This window comes from Pseudomonas sp. AA-38, assembly GCF_029457475.1.
Classification (GTDB): Bacteria; Pseudomonadota; Gammaproteobacteria; order Pseudomonadales; family Pseudomonadaceae; genus Aquipseudomonas.
Genome location: NZ_CP120359.1, coordinates 1,557,279 through 1,571,616, shown reverse-complemented (window position 1 = coordinate 1,571,616; position 14,338 = coordinate 1,557,279). Strand labels below are relative to the sequence as shown.

Annotated in this window: 18 protein-coding genes; 6 read left to right on the top strand and 12 right to left on the bottom strand. The window is 66.8% G+C overall.

Annotation, left to right across the window (positions count from 1 at the left end; all coding sequences use genetic code 11):
* Positions 1–4: 4 nt before the first annotated feature.
* Positions 5–598: a LysE family translocator gene (locus PVE35_RS07195; RefSeq protein WP_020649404.1), complete on the bottom strand. Its 594-nt coding sequence runs from the start codon at positions 596–598 to the stop codon at positions 5–7.
* A 231-nt stretch (positions 599–829) separates the two neighbouring features.
* On the opposite strand from PVE35_RS07195, the gene PVE35_RS07190 reads away from it, so the two are divergent.
* The 4 genes from PVE35_RS07190 to PVE35_RS07175 all read left to right on the top strand — a co-directional run bounded on the left by PVE35_RS07190 (position 830) and on the right by PVE35_RS07175 (position 3,193).
* Entirely contained in the window at positions 830–1,450 is a 621-nt protein-coding gene (locus tag PVE35_RS07190; protein WP_277374230.1) for an enoyl-CoA hydratase/isomerase family protein, read from the top strand.
* Positions 1,451–1,628: 178 nt separating this feature from the next.
* Positions 1,629–2,087: a PaaI family thioesterase gene (locus PVE35_RS07185; protein WP_277374229.1), complete on the top strand. Its 459-nt coding sequence runs from the start codon at positions 1,629–1,631 to the stop codon at positions 2,085–2,087.
* A gap of 64 nt (positions 2,088–2,151) precedes the next feature.
* Positions 2,152–2,745 (top strand): biotin transporter BioY, encoded by a 594-nt coding sequence (locus PVE35_RS07180; RefSeq protein WP_034365222.1) that lies wholly within the window; start codon positions 2,152–2,154, stop codon positions 2,743–2,745.
* Between the two features lie 28 nt (positions 2,746–2,773).
* Positions 2,774–3,193 carry a nuclear transport factor 2 family protein gene (locus PVE35_RS07175; protein ID WP_236080260.1) on the top strand — a complete coding sequence of 140 codons (420 nt, stop codon included), beginning with the start codon at positions 2,774–2,776 and terminating at the stop codon, positions 3,191–3,193.
* A gap of 39 nt (positions 3,194–3,232) precedes the next feature.
* Here the strand turns inward: PVE35_RS07175 and PVE35_RS07170 are convergent, their stop codons facing one another.
* Genes PVE35_RS07170 through PVE35_RS07125 form a run of 10 tightly spaced genes read right to left on the bottom strand, consistent with a single transcriptional unit; the run spans position 3,233 to position 11,686 of the window.
* Positions 3,233–4,009 carry a thioredoxin domain-containing protein gene (locus tag PVE35_RS07170; RefSeq protein ID WP_124128666.1) on the bottom strand — a complete coding sequence of 259 codons (777 nt, stop codon included), beginning with the start codon at positions 4,007–4,009 and terminating at the stop codon, positions 3,233–3,235.
* Between the two features lie 12 nt (positions 4,010–4,021).
* The gene (locus PVE35_RS07165) at positions 4,022–6,901 is read right to left on the bottom strand and encodes a conjugative transfer ATPase (protein WP_277374228.1); all 2,880 of its coding nucleotides are present in this window, start codon (positions 6,899–6,901) and stop codon (positions 4,022–4,024) included.
* A complete protein-coding gene (locus PVE35_RS07160) occupies positions 6,901–7,332 on the bottom strand; it encodes a TIGR03751 family conjugal transfer lipoprotein (RefSeq protein ID WP_032972565.1) in 432 nt (143 codons plus the stop codon). The genes PVE35_RS07165 and PVE35_RS07160 overlap by 1 nt, the downstream gene beginning before the upstream one ends.
* Positions 7,313–8,731, bottom strand: a complete 1,419-nt coding sequence (locus PVE35_RS07155; RefSeq protein ID WP_277374227.1) for a TIGR03752 family integrating conjugative element protein — start codon at positions 8,729–8,731, stop codon at positions 7,313–7,315. The genes PVE35_RS07160 and PVE35_RS07155 overlap by 20 nt, the downstream gene beginning before the upstream one ends.
* Positions 8,721–9,608, bottom strand: a complete 888-nt coding sequence (locus PVE35_RS07150) for a TIGR03749 family integrating conjugative element protein (protein ID WP_124128669.1) — start codon at positions 9,606–9,608, stop codon at positions 8,721–8,723. Before PVE35_RS07150 ends, PVE35_RS07155 begins: the two co-directional genes overlap by 11 nt.
* On the bottom strand, positions 9,605–10,294 hold the full coding sequence (locus PVE35_RS07145) for a PFL_4703 family integrating conjugative element protein (protein WP_032958271.1): 690 nt from the start codon (positions 10,292–10,294) through the stop codon (positions 9,605–9,607). Before PVE35_RS07145 ends, PVE35_RS07150 begins: the two co-directional genes overlap by 4 nt.
* Positions 10,291–10,701, bottom strand: a complete 411-nt coding sequence (locus PVE35_RS07140) for a TIGR03750 family conjugal transfer protein (protein ID WP_124128670.1) — start codon at positions 10,699–10,701, stop codon at positions 10,291–10,293. Before PVE35_RS07140 ends, PVE35_RS07145 begins: the two co-directional genes overlap by 4 nt.
* Before the next feature lie 6 nt (positions 10,702–10,707).
* Positions 10,708–11,067, bottom strand: coding sequence for a TIGR03745 family integrating conjugative element membrane protein (locus PVE35_RS07135; RefSeq protein ID WP_034036942.1), 360 nt, complete (start codon positions 11,065–11,067; stop codon positions 10,708–10,710).
* 23 nt (positions 11,068–11,090) lie between these two features.
* Positions 11,091–11,324 carry a TIGR03758 family integrating conjugative element protein gene (locus tag PVE35_RS07130; RefSeq protein WP_277374226.1) on the bottom strand — a complete coding sequence of 78 codons (234 nt, stop codon included), beginning with the start codon at positions 11,322–11,324 and terminating at the stop codon, positions 11,091–11,093.
* Positions 11,321–11,686 (bottom strand): RAQPRD family integrative conjugative element protein, encoded by a 366-nt coding sequence (locus PVE35_RS07125; RefSeq protein ID WP_124086387.1) that lies wholly within the window; start codon positions 11,684–11,686, stop codon positions 11,321–11,323. The genes PVE35_RS07130 and PVE35_RS07125 overlap by 4 nt, the downstream gene beginning before the upstream one ends.
* Positions 11,687–11,910: 224 nt before the next feature.
* Between PVE35_RS07125 and PVE35_RS07120 the strand changes: the two genes are divergently transcribed.
* On the top strand, positions 11,911–12,111 hold the full coding sequence (locus PVE35_RS07120; RefSeq protein WP_009397209.1) for a helix-turn-helix domain-containing protein: 201 nt from the start codon (positions 11,911–11,913) through the stop codon (positions 12,109–12,111).
* Between the two features lie 61 nt (positions 12,112–12,172).
* Positions 12,173–13,792, top strand: a complete 1,620-nt coding sequence (locus PVE35_RS07115) for a DNA cytosine methyltransferase (RefSeq protein ID WP_124086385.1) — start codon at positions 12,173–12,175, stop codon at positions 13,790–13,792.
* Here PVE35_RS07115 and PVE35_RS07110 read toward each other — a convergent pair.
* Complete coding sequence (locus PVE35_RS07110; protein WP_277374225.1) at positions 13,789–14,247, bottom strand: very short patch repair endonuclease; 459 nt, start codon at positions 14,245–14,247, stop codon at positions 13,789–13,791. The genes PVE35_RS07115 and PVE35_RS07110 overlap by 4 nt on opposite strands.
* Positions 14,248–14,338 lie beyond the last annotated feature (91 nt).

Sequence of the window (14,338 nt, the reverse complement as noted above, 5' to 3'; positions counted from 1 at the left end):
GGCATCACATCCAGAAGAGAAGAACGGTCAGGGCGGCCAGGGTCGCCATCGCACGATTGACCACGCGAGCGACGGCGCGGTCGCGCAGCCAGGGCCGCAGGCCGGCGCCGAAGGCGGCCCAGACCAGCATGCAGGGCAGTCCGATGGCGGCGAACACCAGGCTGACCACCAGCAGGCGCAGTGCGTAGCCTTCGCCCGGCGGCAGGAAGGTGGACACCACCGTCACCGAGATCAGCCAGGCCTTCGGATTGACGAACTGGAAGGCCAACGCCTGCATGAAGCCGATGGGCCGGCCGGCTTCGGTCTCCTCCAGTTCGGCCGCGCGCCACAGGCGCGCGGCCAGCCAGAGCAGGTAGAGGCTGCCCACGACCTTCAATGCGACCTGCAGGCGAGGTTCGAGGGCAAACACCGCACCGAGGCCGGCGCCGGTGATCCCGAGCTGCACCATCACGCCCGCGGGGATGCCCAGCAGGTGCGGCCAGGTTCGGCCCAGGCCGAAGAGCAGGCCCGAGGACATCAGCATCACGTTGTTGGGACCGGGCGTGATCGACATGACGAAGGCGTAGACGATCAGCGCCACGAGGGCGGTATGTTCCATGGGAGTTCGCTGGGACGGGGAGTACCGGGGCGTTGAGGGAAAGACGAGGCCCGTCCGCGAATTGATTCTGGGCCGGGCATGGCGTCGGCTCCAGCGAGAAATTTTCAGTCCCACCTGAGATATTCGCGCTTGGCCGCAAGCGTCATCGCGCAGCAGACTTCGCAGGTACTGCCCGGCGCTGCCGAATCGATGACGGCCCGGCACTTCGGGCGGTTCCTCGCAGGAGAACCCATGTCTTCCGATTTCATTCGATGCGCGTCGCACCCAGACGGCTATGCCGAGTTGGTCATCGACCGGCCGGCAGCCCGCAACGCCCTGTGCCGCTCATTGACCGACGCGATGGCCGCGCACCTCGACAGGCTGGCGGCCGACGCCGCCGTGCGGGTGGTCCTGCTGCGCGCCGAAGGCGAACACTTCGCGGCCGGTGCCGATCTCAAGGAGATGCTCGGCATCAGCGCGGAGCAGGCGCGCGCCACTGACTTCGCCGGTTGCTGCGCGCCGCTGGGCACGTTCCCCAAGCCCGTGGTGGCGCTGGTGCAGGGCTTCGCGCTCGGCGGCGGCTGCGAACTGGTCGAGATGTGCGACATCGTGCTGGCGGCCGAGAACGCCGTGTTCGGCCACCCGGAGGTTCGCGTCGGCACCATGCCCGGCGCAGGCGGCACCCAGCGCCTGCCGCGCCTGCTCGGCATGGCCAAGGCGCTGGACCTGCTGCTGACCGGGCGCCGCATGGACGCCCGGGAGGCCGAACGCAGCGGGCTGGTCTCGCGCATCGTGCCCCCGACCATCTGCTCGAAGAGGGCCGCCGGCTCGCCGCCGACATGGCGTCGCTGTCGGGCGAGGTGCTGGTCCTGATCAAGCAGGCCGCGCGTGCCAGCGCCAGCCTGCCCATGGATGAAGGACTACGCCGCGAGCGGGCCGCCTTCCACCACACCCTTTCGCTGCCCGACCACGAGGAAGGCATGCGTGCATTCCTGGAGAAGCGGCCACCTCGATTCAACCCCCCTCTCCACTGCAAAGGAACCTTAGAACGATGACCCAAGCCGCCCCATCCTTGCCGCTCGATCCCCAGGTCGAGCGAATCGTCCGCGACAGCTTCGCCCGCCAGGGCCTGATGCACCACCTGGGCGCCGAACTGCACGAGGTTGCGCGCGGACGGGTCAGCATCCGGTTGCCGTTCCGCGAAACCCTCACCCAGCAGCATGGCTACTTCCATGCCGGGGGCACCAGCGCCATCGCCGACTCGGCCGGCGGCTACGCGGGCTTCACGTTGTTTCCACCGGACAGCTCCGTGCTGACCGTCGAGTTCAAGATCAACCTGCTCGCCCCCGCGCAGGGCGACTACCTCGAAGCGGTCGGCACGGTGGTGCGCTCCGGACACACCCTGACCATCTGCCAACTCGAAGTTTTCGGCGTCACCGAACAGGGACGGGCCCAGGTGGCGCTCGGCCAGCAGACGCTGATCTGCCTGCAGGGCAAGCAGGATCGATGACGTTTCCGGTGTCCGCGCAAGGATGCGCCCGGCGGCCAGTACCGCCATTCATGAAGGAGAACCCATGACCTCAACCTCGACCCAAACCCTCGGGACCCTCGACACAACCCGCTGGCTGCGCGAACAGTCCACCGCTACCAAGGTGCTGGCGGTGCTGTTCGGCACCCTGGTGCTCACCGCGTCGTCCCACGTCAGCGTGCCCATGGTGCCGGTGCCGATGACCATGCAGACGCTGGCCGTCACGCTGGTCGGCGCACTGTACGGCTGGCGCCTGGGTGGCCTGACGATCCTCGTCTGGCTGGCCCAGGGCGCGCTCGGCTTGCCGGTGTTCGCCGGCGGCACGGGAGGCCTGGCGCGCTTCCTGGGACCGACGGGCGGCTACCTGCTGGCCTTTCCCGTGGCCGGCGCGCTGACCGGCTGGCTGGTCGAACGCGGCTGGCATGGCGGGCGCGTCGTGCTGGCCTTCGCGGCGATGCTGATCGGCAACGCCCTGTGCCTGCTGCTCGGCGGCGCCTGGCTGGCCGCGATGGTTGGCGTGCAGAAAGCCATCGCCGTGGGCGTGGCCCCCTTCGTCCTCGGCGGCGTGCTCAAGTCGGTGCTTGGTGCAGCGCTACTCAAGGCCATCGACAGCGGTACCCGCAAGGCGGCGCACCGATGACGCGCGTCCCGGGCCGGCCCGGCACATCATGATGAACGCCCTCGATGTGGAGCAAGCGCGGCGCTTTGCGCAGGCGTGGCTGCCTGCCTGGACCGGCAACGATCCCCAGCGGCTGGCTGCCTTCTATTCCGAGGATGCCTTCTATCTCGACCCTGCCGTACCCCAAGGGCTACGGGGAAAGCCCGCGTTGCTGGGCTATTTCGAGCGCCTTTTGGCGCGCAATCCGGCGTGGGTCTGGACGCAGGTCGAGGGCATCCCCATGGAGGATGGCTTCCTCAACAAATGGCGCGCGGACATCCCGGTCGGCGGCGAGGTGTTGACCGTGGTCGGCGTGTGCCTGGTGCAACTGGACGGTCAAGGAAAGATTCGCCGCAACGAGGTCTATTTCGACCGCTCCGAGCTACTGGCAAGAATTGCCGCAGCTATCGAGCCGCAGAACAGCGAATGAACCGGCAGGGCGGGAAGTGTTGCCGCCTTGATGATCATGCTATCTCGCGCGACGCTCGGTCAGAGTGGCATCGCTTTTCGGTGATTCGGATGCCTTGGGTCCAACAGTTTCTTCCGACGCGACCAAGTCCAGAGCCGACAGCAGCGCATCGCCCTCGACCGGACCGTGCAGCAGCAGCGATTTCCCGGTCAGGTCGTCGTCAAGCCGCACGGTGGGCGTGGCGTTGATGCCGCTGCGCAGGGCCTCGTCGGCCTGCGCGCGAACGATGGCTGCAGGGCGATCGCTTTCCAGGCAGGCCCGGATGGCGGTCGTCAGACCTGGCCAGGCCTGATCGGTGGGCAGCCCCTGGCCATCGCCCCGGGTGTTCTGGTAGAGCCATGCGATGGCACCGAAGAAGGCCTCGTGGCCTTGCGCTTCGCCTGCGCACTCGGCCACGCGGGCCAGCCGACTCGCCTCGGGATCGTGCATCGCCAGCGGCAGGTGATGCCACCGCAGGCTGGCTTCGGGATGGGCATCGATCCAGGCCATCAGGGTCGGGTAGTAGGCCTTGCAGAACGGACACTCCAAGTCGGCGTACAGCGTCAGCGTGAAGCGCGCATCGGCTGGGCCGTGACGCCAGGGTGGGCCGGCCGGATGCGCCTGCGCGACCTCGGGCCACGTGTGCGGTGCCGGCGCACCGGGCGTGCGGTACAGGAGCCAGCCTAGCAGGCCGGCTACAAGGATGCCGGCGACCACCCAGGGCAGCCGTGGCATGCGCCCGGCGCGCTTGCGAATGGCCTGGGACCGGCTCGGCAAGGTGGTTCGCTTCGAGGACATGACACGCTCCGGTCATTTCGGCAGGAACAGCGGTGGCGATGCGATGCCACGCGCCTGGTCGATCTTCTCGGCCACCTTGAAGGCGGCATCCAGTTCGCCGATGCCGTACTGGCGCATGAGCTGGTAGCGCTCGGCCTTCTCTTCCGGTTCGGTTTGCGCAAGGGCCAGATAGAGGCTGGGCGGCACGGCGCGGAACAGCACTTCCATCGACTTGGACAGGATGACGCCCTCGCTGAACTTGCCCGCCTCCTTGCGCGCGGACAGCATCAGCGCCTTCTGCGCGGGCGAAAGTTCGCGGAACCGGGCGATCTTCTCCACCTCGTCGGGCGGCATCGACAGGCAGATCCACCACTCGATCATGTTGAGCATGGGCTCGGCGGCCTTGGGCAGGTCGTCGATGTTCTGCGTCGCCAGCCAGTACCAGGCCCCCAGCTTGCGCCACATCTTGGTGATCTTGACCACGTAGGGCGCGAGCAGCGGGTTCTTGGTGATGATGTGGCCTTCGTCGGTGACGTTGATGATCGGCCGGCCCAGGAACTGGTCGCGCTCGGCGATGTTGTTCACCGTGTTGATCAGCGAGATGTAGGCGATGGAGAGCTGCGCGTTGTAGCCCTCGCGCGCGAAGGTGGCCAGATCCACGATGGTGATGTCCGCCTCGGGCCAGGGCGTGCCCGGACGGTCGAACATCTCGCCGTCCGCGCCCTGGCAGAGCATGTCCATCGCGTCGGCCATCTCCAGCAGCCGCGCACGCCGGGCATCCGGCAGGTTGGCGTCGCGGGCGCGTTCGCGCAGCGCGTCGCGCACGTCGCGGGTCAGCACCGTGCGCGCCTGTGCCACGCAGCGCTGGGCGGCGTCCAGGATGCACTGGCGAATCAGGCTGCGGTCGGCGCGCGTCATACGCGCTTCCTCCTTGTCCTCGCCGCCGGTGATCATCAGCCGGGCGGTGATTTCGAGTTCGCCGAGTACGTCCCGCTGGTCATCCCCGTCGTCGGCCGGATGGGTGTCGCCGTCCTCGTCCAGGGCGTCGGCATCCAGCGTCTGCACCTGGCCCGGTGTATCGACGAGGCGCCAGGCATCGGCGAATGGCGCCAGGCTCACGCCCGCGCCGGGTGCCAGCTTCACGCGATGCACGCTCAGGCCCAGCCGAGCGGCGAAGTCACCGAACAGGCCAAAGCTGTTGCCGGCCTCGACGATGAACAACCTGGGCCGGTAGATCGCCGTGACCTGGTTGAGGATGTTGTTCAGCGTGGCGCTCTTGCCGGAGCCGGTGGGGCCGAAGAGGAACAGGTGGGCGTTCATCTGCCGGTCGAGCCGGTTCAGTGGATCGAAGGTGATCGTGCCGCCGCCCCGGTTGAAGAAGGTGATGCCCGGATGGCCGGTGCCCTGGCTGCGCCCCCACACCGGCGCCAGATTGGCCGCGTGCTGCGCGAACATCAGTTGCGTGTACCACTGCCGCTTGTCCGCCGCCGGGTCGAATAGACAGGGCAGCCAGCGCAGGTAGGTGTTGAGCGGGGCCACCTCGTCCTCTTCGCGCACCGGTTGCAAGCCCGCATTGAGCATGACATTGACCAGTTGCAGGCCGCGGGCGTCGAGCTGCGCCATGTCGCGGCCGCGCAGGTAGAACGCCAGCGTGCCCCGGTACATCTTGTGCGCACTGCCGATGAGCCTGCGGGCCTGCTGCACGTCCTGGCGCGCCTGTTCGCTGGCGAGCGTCTCGCCAACCGCCTTGCGGGCCAGGTGGTTGAGGTGCGCCTCCAGCACATCCTGCGGCGTGGCGACCAGAGTCAGGCACATCACCGTGTCCTCAGGCATCTGGTCGAACAGCGCGTTCATCGCATCGCCGCCCTTGCCCGTCTCGCCGGTCACGTGTCCGGTCGAGGGCGGCGAGCGCAGGCGGTCCATGACGATGGCCCGGTGCGGCATGCCGTCGAAGAACCACAGGCCGCGGGCGACATCCGAGCGCGGCTGACCGAAGAACAGGCGGTGCGCGAAGTCGCCGCTGGCCAGTTCGATCTCGCCCTCTTCCCGTTCCTCCGGGTAGCGGGCGAGCGCGTAGAAGCGTTCCCGGTCTTCGGCCGTGCTGCCCAGCGCGCCGGGATTCGGGTTGAACCAGCGCAGCAGCCAGTCGTGAATGTCTGCTGCGCCAAGGCGCCGGGCCTTGACGCCGGCATTCGACAGGCCGCCGACCAGGCGGTCGCAAATCGTCGCCAGGGCCTGCTCGGGCGATTGCCCGCGCCGGGCCGATGCGGCGTCCGGGGTGCGCCGATAGACCACCATGCGCACGCGCCGGGTCTGGCCGCGCCACGGCAGGCGTGTGACCGTGGTGTCCTCGAACAGGCCGCCCGGCTTGGCGATCGCGCGCAGGTGGTGACCGAAGAAGCGCAGATAGAACTCGCTGAACGCGCTGCCCTGCGCGCGTGGATGCAGGTACGCCCCCAGCGTGCGCAGGTAGTGCTCCCAATCGGCTTCGTCCTGCGCGTAGAGCTGCACCACCCACGGGTTCTCGTCCAGTTCGTCGAAGGAGTCCTGCAGCGCATTCTCCAGGGCATCGCGGGCCTGCCACAGCCAGGCGGTCTCGCGCCCTTCGGTACCGATCGGCTGCAACTCGAAGAACGCCGCCACCGATTGGCCATCTTCGAGCAGCATGCTCTTCGTGGCCGGCAGATACTCGACCCAGGGCAGCAGGTCGGCGAAGGACGGCGCCACGTCGTAGAGCGCCGCGTGGTCGGCCTGCGTCGCGGGTCGCCGATGATTCGACCCAAGGGCGGCGCCAGGTGCGTCGATGCCGTGCGCAGCGAGGCGGTCGACATGCCGCGTCCAGGCGTCCGGCTCGATGTCGGCCTGGACTGGCCTGGGGGCCGGACGACGCGGCCACGGCAGTCGCCAGCCCATCAGTAGTCCTCCAGCCGCTCGCCGGGCATCGCGTACTGCACGCGCTGGTAGAGCGGGAAGACGGTGCTGTAGCCGGGCACCGGTACTGGGTCGGTGCCGGCCAGGTGCGGAAAGACGTACATCACCAGATCGGGGTTCGGCAGTCGATGGAACTGTCGCTGGATCTCGTTCGCTGCCGTGCGGGTATAGGCCGCGTTCCGGGCGGGCGCCGCGAGGGTGTCAGCGTCGGCCAGCGGGCGGCGCAGGTCCTGGCGTGCGTCGAGCAGCAGGCGGCCGGCCTGGCCGCCGCTGTAGCCGCCAGTCTCGTGCTGCCAGATGTCCAGCATGGTGTGCTCGCCCCGGGGCAGCAGCTTTTCCGAGCTGGTGGCACAACCCGCGAGAACTGCGGCGGCGAGGAAGACAAGGGGGCGGTCAATCCAGGTCCGACGCATGCGCTTCTCCCATGAGGTGATTCACCCGGCGCCCCTTGGCGTCGTGGTCGATGGCGATCGGCTGCTCCAGGTGCACGGCCACCCTGGCGCCGGGCTGCACGTAGACCGCAGCGAAGGCCTGACCGTAGAGCTTGTTGACCCAGTCGGCCATGTCGCGCACGCCACCGGCCAAGATGCGGCCCATGGCCTCGTTGCCCGAAATGCCGACCGTGCCCAGCGAACCGTTGTTGTTGGCGGCCACGGCCACGCTGCCGTTGTCGGAATTGATGAGCGAGGCGGCGCCTGCGCCTGCCGCGGTGATCAACGCCTGCGATCCCAGGTACTGCTGGGCATTGCTGCGGCGCTCGCCCGAGACGCACGGGATGCCGTAGGGATCGCTGATCCAGCCCAGGCCATCCAGCAGACTGGTGCTGTTCTGGCTTCGACTGCGCTTGCCGTCGTCCTCCGGCACCGTGCGGATGGTGCCGTCGCTAAACACGAAGGTGATGGAACGGATCTGCCCACGCACGCACGAGAGCGTCCAGTCGCCCGAGGCCGTGCCGCTCACCACCGCACCGGCCACGTCGGGAATCTCGATGCCGTTGGCCGCCAGGTTGTCGGCCCCGATCAGCACCTTGAAGGGAAACGGGTCGTTGACGGTGCCGTCGATGGGGATGCGACCGATCAACGCGGTCATGGCGACCGAGCCCATCAGCGTGGCGTTGGTGGGCAACGTATAGACCGCCTGGGTGGTGCCGCCAACGGCCTGCGCCGTCCTGTCGCTGACGGCCTCCGCCGCGGCCGAAAGCTCCGGCGAGGCCGGGCCGAAGCTGGAGGGAAAGGCGGGCAAGCGCAGGCTGCTCGAACCGCCCTTGGGATCGGGCCGGGCGTCATCCGGTTCGATCCAGCGCATGCCGCCATCCTTGAGCGGCAAGCCGTCATGCCCGTCCAGTCCAAGGCCGATCGGCAGGTCGGCGGCACCGCCCTTGCCGGACAGCCCGTCCAGGCGGCGCTGCAAGTCCTGCATCAGCCCTTGCGTCTGCTGCCGGTCGCTGGCGGCCTGGGTTCGCTCCTGCTCCAGGCGGCGGCGTTCGCTGTCGAGGGCGTTCTGGATGCGCTGGTCGATCGCACCCTCGCGGGTACGCAGGCGCTCGTTCTCCGCCTTGTGCTGGCGGTTGTCGCTCAGCGCGGTCTGCAGCTCGGTGCGGAGCTGCTTGACCTGCGCGACCAGGGTGGCGACGGTATCGCGCGGGGTGTCGCCCGCGATGCCGAGCGCCTTCATTTCTTCGGGAGTGAGCTGCCCCGGGACATCCTGCTTGCCAGGTGCAGCGTCACTGCCTGAGAACAACCTGGCACCGACGAACACCAGCAACAATGCCATCGGAATCAGCAGCCACTTCAACAGGGGATTACTCCTCATCGGACGTCCTCCCCGCAGCGGCGGCCGGCGGCAAGTTCGTGCCGGCATCGATGGGGCTGAGCACCGGCATCAGGGACTCGGCCAGGCCACGGCCGCGCGTGACCAGATAGACCACCGTGGTGTCGGTCGAAGCGCCCGCCGGCCCCAGGTCGGGATGCTGGAAGGTCGCGGCCACGAAGTCGCCTTGCAGCACCCTTGGATCGAGATCGATACGGTGAGGCGAGGTGTTGGTCAGGCGCACCGCGGTGACCCACTGGTCTTCGAGTCGCCAGGCCGCCAGCGCCCGCGCCTTGAGCGGCAGCGTTGGCAGCAGTGTGTCCAGCGCGAGCGGGCGCCGCAGCGGCACGCGCCCGATGCCGGCCACGGGCTCGACGGTGCGCAGCGGTGCGTAAAGGTTCTGCGCCGCGTAGCGCGTCAGGACAACGGTTATCGGCGTTTGCCGACGCCTGGCGGGTCGCGCTGCTTGGGTTGGACCGGCGGCAGTGTCACCGCTGGCCTCCGCGGCGGCGTCCTGCAGGACGATGCGTACAGGCTCCAGCGGCTGCTCGCCTTCCCCGGCGTCCGTGGCTGCGATGTCGACCAGCACGATGGCGCCGGATTCCACGTCCTGCAGTTGCAGCCGCGTCGGCGCGATGGCCTCGCTGGCGCGCAGGTAGATGGCTCCACCCGCACTCTGCACGCGCAGCCGCTCGCCCAGGCTCGGGGGCAGGCCGACACGCACGTTGCGGTCGATGAAGACCACGCGCTCTTGGCCGACGACCAGCGGGACGGCCAGCGGCAGCCGCTGCCAGCGCAGGATCTCGATGGCATGGCTGTCCGGCACCAGGCCGAAGCCGAGGGCCAGGCTCGCCACGATGGTGAAGACGTGGTGTTTCATGGGTTGCCTCCCTGCGAAAGGCCGCCGCCGGGCGTGCCGGACGGAGGCACTGCCGGCGACGGTGCCTCGATGCGCTGCGGCGCGCCGTCATAGCAGTCCAGCGCAAGGCCGAAGGGGTTGTGCTGGGGATCGACGTCCAGCCGCACCACTTTCAGCGGATAGCGCACCAGGGCCCGCTTGACCTGCTCGGCGCCGTAGTACTCGTCCGCGCTGACATCGAGCGTGACGATCCAGTCGCGGCTGGAAACCGTCTTTACCCGCATCGTGGGGTTGTCGCCAAAGCCGCGCCCCGGAATCTCGTAGATGCCGCGCACCCGCTGGCGCAATTCGCCACTGCTGCGCCGGTGCTCGTAGTCCTGGCGCAGGAAGGCCTGGCAGGCCGGTGTGAAATAGGCCGACAGCGCGTGGAGGTTGCGCGGGTAGTCCTGTTCGCCATCCGTCGGCCAACGTTGTACCTGCTGCCAGACGTAGAAGGCGAACGCATAGACATTCTCGGGCGGCACATCCCACCAGGCGCGGGTGCTGCCCGAGCGCAGATCGGGGGGCACGTGGATCGTCAGTTGCCTCGGCGCACTCCACCAGCCGAAACCGAGCAGCAGCGCCACCACGAACAACGCACCGGCGCCCAGGCGCAGCGTGCGCACATGGGCCTGCAGGTGATGGACTTCGTTCCTGAAACGGCTCATGAGGCGGCTGCTCCGCGTGAGCGCCGGGTGGTCCAGTACCCCGAACGCGTGATGAGACGGTGTCCACCGAGCCAGGGCGCTGCCAGCGGATGGTGCAGCGCCAGGCGCCACTGCAGTTGCCGGTACAGCCAGGTGTCCGGGCGGCCGCGCTTCTGCCGGCGCAGGAAGCCGCCACCACCGAACACGCCAGCCGCCACGCCGGCCACGATCAGGGTCGGCACCATGGCGACGCTGTGCGTGGCCCAGGCCAGCGGCACGCCGGCGATGAACCCCGCCACCGCGGACAGACCGGCGCAGATCCAAAGTTCGTCGGCGGTCAGGCCCCTCACCACCACGGGCTGGCGGTTCAGCCTGTGCGGCAGGAAGGTCACCAACCCGTCACGCGCGATATCGTTCAAGGCAGCCATCGCCGCTCAGAGCACGCCGGTGGCCTTGGTCAGCAGCCAGATGCCGACCACCAGCAGGATCGCACCCACGGCCACGGTGAGACCGAACTGGCCCCAGGTGGCGCGGCCGGTATGGATTTCCGAGTAGCGTGTATAGGCGTGGTAGCACACGCCGACGAACATCGAGGCGACCACCAGCAGCGCGATCAGCAGCACGATGTCGTAGCCGTAGTTCTGCAGCGTCTGCATGATGCCGCTGCCCTGGCCGCGCGAGGGGTCCTCGATGGTCGGCAGGCCCTGCGCCCGGGCCGCCAATGGCAAACCCATCAGCATCAATGGCGCGAGGATGGTGGTGGCAACGCGATGGGGAATCGGATGGGTCTTCATGGCGGTAGGGCCTTTCGTGGTGGTCAGGACAGGAGGAAATAGGTCAGCACCAGGTACATCGCGACGAAGCGCACGACGACACCCAGGAACTGACGCTGGGACAGGCGCTGCTCGGCCCAGCCGGTGTAGGCGGTACACATGGCCCACACGCCCCACAGGAGCGGGACGGCGAACACCAGACCGAGCACCACCGTGGCCACGGCGGCGGGGGCGAAGCCGCCGTTGGCCTGGAAGGCGCTGACCTGGGCGGCGTTCATTGGGGTGCCTCCTGGTCGGAGGGCGGGCTGGACTGGCGGTAGTCACCGGACAGCTCGACCGAATCGCGCGGCTGGGCGCGCGGCGGCGTCAGGTAGTCCTGGATGCCCGCCCGGACGCGCTGAAGATCCTCGCGCAGGCGGGCATGGTCGAAGTGGTAGCGGGCGCGTTCCTGCGGAGCGGTATTGGCGGCGTGCTCGGCGAGGCGGTCGATCAGGTCGAGTTGGCGGGCGAGCGCGGCGAGCTGCTCACGCTCCAAGGCGAGGCTGTCGGCGGCGACGGCAGGCTGCAGCGCCGAGAACGACACAGCCAACACCACGGCAAGCGCAGGCCATGCGGATTTGCGGCGGTTGGTCTGTCCCATCGTGTCATTCCCCGTTGATGCGGATGGCACGATGCTGTGGCGCGCTCTCGCTTTGCGCCGCAGGGAATGGGAACTACGGCATGACCGGATTTCCGGGGCGAGCTGGCGATCAACCGTGCAATGCTCCCGGGATTGCGGAGTTGGCCAGCGCCTACCGCAGCTTGGTAGAATTGGCTAAACTTGGCAATCGTAATCTACGAAAGGCCAGATCGGATGGTTTCCGGATGACTGAAGTCGAGAGCGAGATCCTCACGCTTGAGGAGGTCGCGGCCTACCTCAAAGCCGGGAAACGGACGGTCTATCGCCTTGCCCAGAAAGGTGAGATTCCGGCGTTCAAGCTTGGGGGAACCTGGCGCTTTCGCCGCTCGGAGCTGGATCGGTGGATCGCCGAAAGCATCAGCAAGAAGAAGCCGGAGGCAGAGTGAGCGTGCACCAAATCGGCAACCGAATCACGTTCGGGAAAGAACCAAGGGGAGGATTGCTGGCGTGCCAGTTCCCATAATTGATCTTTTTGCTGGCCCAGGAGGGCTCGGGGAAGGATTTGCTTCCCTGCAGGGCCACAAGCGGCAGCCATTCTTCGAGATCGCCCTTTCCATTGAAAAGGATGCTGTCGCACATCGCACGCTGACGCTCAGGGCAGTGTTCAGGCGTTTGCGTGGCACCAAGGACGTCAAGCACTACTACAGCTACATACGGGGCGAGATCGATGAGGCCGCTTTCCGCAGGATCCCTGCCGTGGCCAGCGCCTTCGAGCATGCTGCCGCCGAGGCGAGGTGCCTAGAGCTTGGCAAGTCCGACGAAGCCAGTATCGACAGGGAAATTCGTGCTGCACTGAAGGGGCAGGAAACCTGGGTACTGATCGGCGGCCCGCCCTGCCAGGCGTATTCGCTGGCGGGGCGCTCCAGACGCGCCAACGACAAGGACTTTCACAAGGATGAAAAGCACTTCCTCTACAGGGAGTACCTGAGAATCATCCAGGTGCACAAGCCCACCATCTTCGTGATGGAGAATGTCAAGGGTCTGCTTTCCTCGAAGCACTCCGGCGCCCCAATGTTCGAGAAGATCATTGCGGATCTTTCGATGCCGACCGAGGGGCTCGAATATGAGATCCGATCCTTCACCAAGAAGGGCGACGGCAGTTCGCTGGAACCCACCGACTACCTTATCCATTCTGAGCGCCATGGGATCCCGCAAAGCAGGCATCGCGTGATTCTGCTCGGAGTGAGAAAGGGGCTGGACATGCCTCAACACCAGTTGCTGGCACCAGTAGCAAGGCCTGTCACCGTCAAACAGGCCATTGACGATCTTCCCCGAATCCGCAGCAAGCTGTCGCGTGGCGATTCAGTGGAGGCATGGCGCAAGGCTGTTCAGGCTGCCCCCTCTTACGTCAAGGGATGGAGGACAGAAAACGAGTCCGTCATGATCGGGACAATGCGTGCCTTTGCCGCTGCGGCAACCAGCACCACGACCGGTGGCGCCTTCATTTCACGAGGCTATAGAAGGCCGAAGAAGCCAACCGAGCTTCAGCAATGGCTTCACGACCGAAGCCTGGGTGGTGTCTGTCAGCATGAAGCGCGCGCGCACATGGCATCCGATCTTGCTCGCTATCTTTTCTCGGCCAGCTTCGCTCATTTATGGGGATATTGCCCGCGGCTGGATGTGTTCCCCCCCAAGCTACTTCCCGATCACATCAATGTGCATGTCGATCGGGAATCCGAAGCGATCCCGTTCAAGGATCGGTTCCGCGTGCAGTGCAGGAACGAACCGTCCACCACGGTGGTGGCTCACATTGCCAAGGACGGGCACTACTACATCCACTACGACCCCTCCCAATGCAGAAGTCTCACGGTCAGGGAAGCAGCACGGCTCCAGACGTTTCCCGACAACTACGTCTTCGCGGGCAACCGCACGGAGCAGTACACCCAGGTCGGCAATGCGGTGCCTCCGTTGCTTGCCCACAAACTAGCCAAGATCGTTCGTAGTCTTCTGAACGAGATGAGCAGGAGGAGGCGGAGGCAGGCTGGTGATGCCGTACAGAAGAGGCCGGCGGGAAGCATGCCGCGAAACCTGTCAGAACAGCTTCCGGTGCTTACCGAAGCGGGCTAGTCAATGCTCTGACCAATCACCAGGACATCCTCATCGCCATGCAGCCACTCCTCAACCGCTTGCACAGTCTCCTCGACCGAGTGCTTCAAGGCGCACTCCCAGACGACCGCCACGCGCCAGCCGAGAGCATGGAGCATCTCCGCATGGCGCCTGTCGCGAGCGACATTTCCCTGGAACTTCTGCCGCCAGAAATCTTCATTGGTCCTGGGAGTGGTTGTGTAGCGGCAGCCTTCATGTCGGTGCCAGAAGCAGCCATGGACGAACACCACTGCTCTGCGCTTCGGGAACACAAGGTCGGGGGAGCCGGGCAGCCCCCGCACATGAAGTCGATATCGAAAACCCCTGGCGAAAAGGAGGGAGCGAAGTATCCGTTCCGGCCGGGTGTTCTTTCCGCGAATGCTCGACATTATGCGGCTGCGCTGCGGAGTGGTAGGAACGCGCATGGTCTTGAGCATCTTCCGCCTGAATGTCTGCAGAGATGGCAGCTCCGCGCTTCCACTTGGTAATGCGAACGGATGAAGACGACACCCGAAGCAGCAATTCGGA

What these genes read in the sequence shown, in the direction of transcription:
- PVE35_RS07175 (WP_236080260.1), top strand. Translation starts at nt 2,774, where the DNA reads ATGATGAACGCCCTCGATGTGGAGCAAGCGCGGCGCTTTGCGCAGGCG.
- PVE35_RS07165 (WP_277374228.1), bottom strand. Translation starts at nt 6,901, where the DNA reads ATGGGCTGGCGACTGCCGTGGCCGCGTCGTCCGGCCCCCAGGCCAGTC.
- PVE35_RS07190 (WP_277374230.1), top strand. Translation starts at nt 830, where the DNA reads ATGTCTTCCGATTTCATTCGATGCGCGTCGCACCCAGACGGCTATGCC.
- PVE35_RS07125 (WP_124086387.1), bottom strand. Translation starts at nt 11,686, where the DNA reads ATGGGACAGACCAACCGCCGCAAATCCGCATGGCCTGCGCTTGCCGTG.
- PVE35_RS07160 (WP_032972565.1), bottom strand. Translation starts at nt 7,332, where the DNA reads ATGCGTCGGACCTGGATTGACCGCCCCCTTGTCTTCCTCGCCGCCGCA.
- PVE35_RS07135 (WP_034036942.1), bottom strand. Translation starts at nt 11,067, where the DNA reads ATGAAGACCCATCCGATTCCCCATCGCGTTGCCACCACCATCCTCGCG.
- PVE35_RS07130 (WP_277374226.1), bottom strand. Translation starts at nt 11,324, where the DNA reads ATGAACGCCGCCCAGGTCAGCGCCTTCCAGGCCAACGGCGGCTTCGCC.
- PVE35_RS07110 (WP_277374225.1), bottom strand. Translation starts at nt 14,247, where the DNA reads ATGCTCAAGACCATGCGCGTTCCTACCACTCCGCAGCGCAGCCGCATA.
- PVE35_RS07170 (WP_124128666.1), bottom strand. Translation starts at nt 4,009, where the DNA reads ATGTCCTCGAAGCGAACCACCTTGCCGAGCCGGTCCCAGGCCATTCGC.
- PVE35_RS07155 (WP_277374227.1), bottom strand. Translation starts at nt 8,731, where the DNA reads ATGAGGAGTAATCCCCTGTTGAAGTGGCTGCTGATTCCGATGGCATTG.
- PVE35_RS07145 (WP_032958271.1), bottom strand. Translation starts at nt 10,294, where the DNA reads ATGAGCCGTTTCAGGAACGAAGTCCATCACCTGCAGGCCCATGTGCGC.
- PVE35_RS07185 (WP_277374229.1), top strand. Translation starts at nt 1,629, where the DNA reads ATGACCCAAGCCGCCCCATCCTTGCCGCTCGATCCCCAGGTCGAGCGA.
- PVE35_RS07120 (WP_009397209.1), top strand. Translation starts at nt 11,911, where the DNA reads ATGACTGAAGTCGAGAGCGAGATCCTCACGCTTGAGGAGGTCGCGGCC.
- PVE35_RS07150 (WP_124128669.1), bottom strand. Translation starts at nt 9,608, where the DNA reads ATGAAACACCACGTCTTCACCATCGTGGCGAGCCTGGCCCTCGGCTTC.
- PVE35_RS07180 (WP_034365222.1), top strand. Translation starts at nt 2,152, where the DNA reads ATGACCTCAACCTCGACCCAAACCCTCGGGACCCTCGACACAACCCGC.
- PVE35_RS07195 (WP_020649404.1), bottom strand. Translation starts at nt 598, where the DNA reads ATGGAACATACCGCCCTCGTGGCGCTGATCGTCTACGCCTTCGTCATG.
- PVE35_RS07140 (WP_124128670.1), bottom strand. Translation starts at nt 10,701, where the DNA reads ATGGCTGCCTTGAACGATATCGCGCGTGACGGGTTGGTGACCTTCCTG.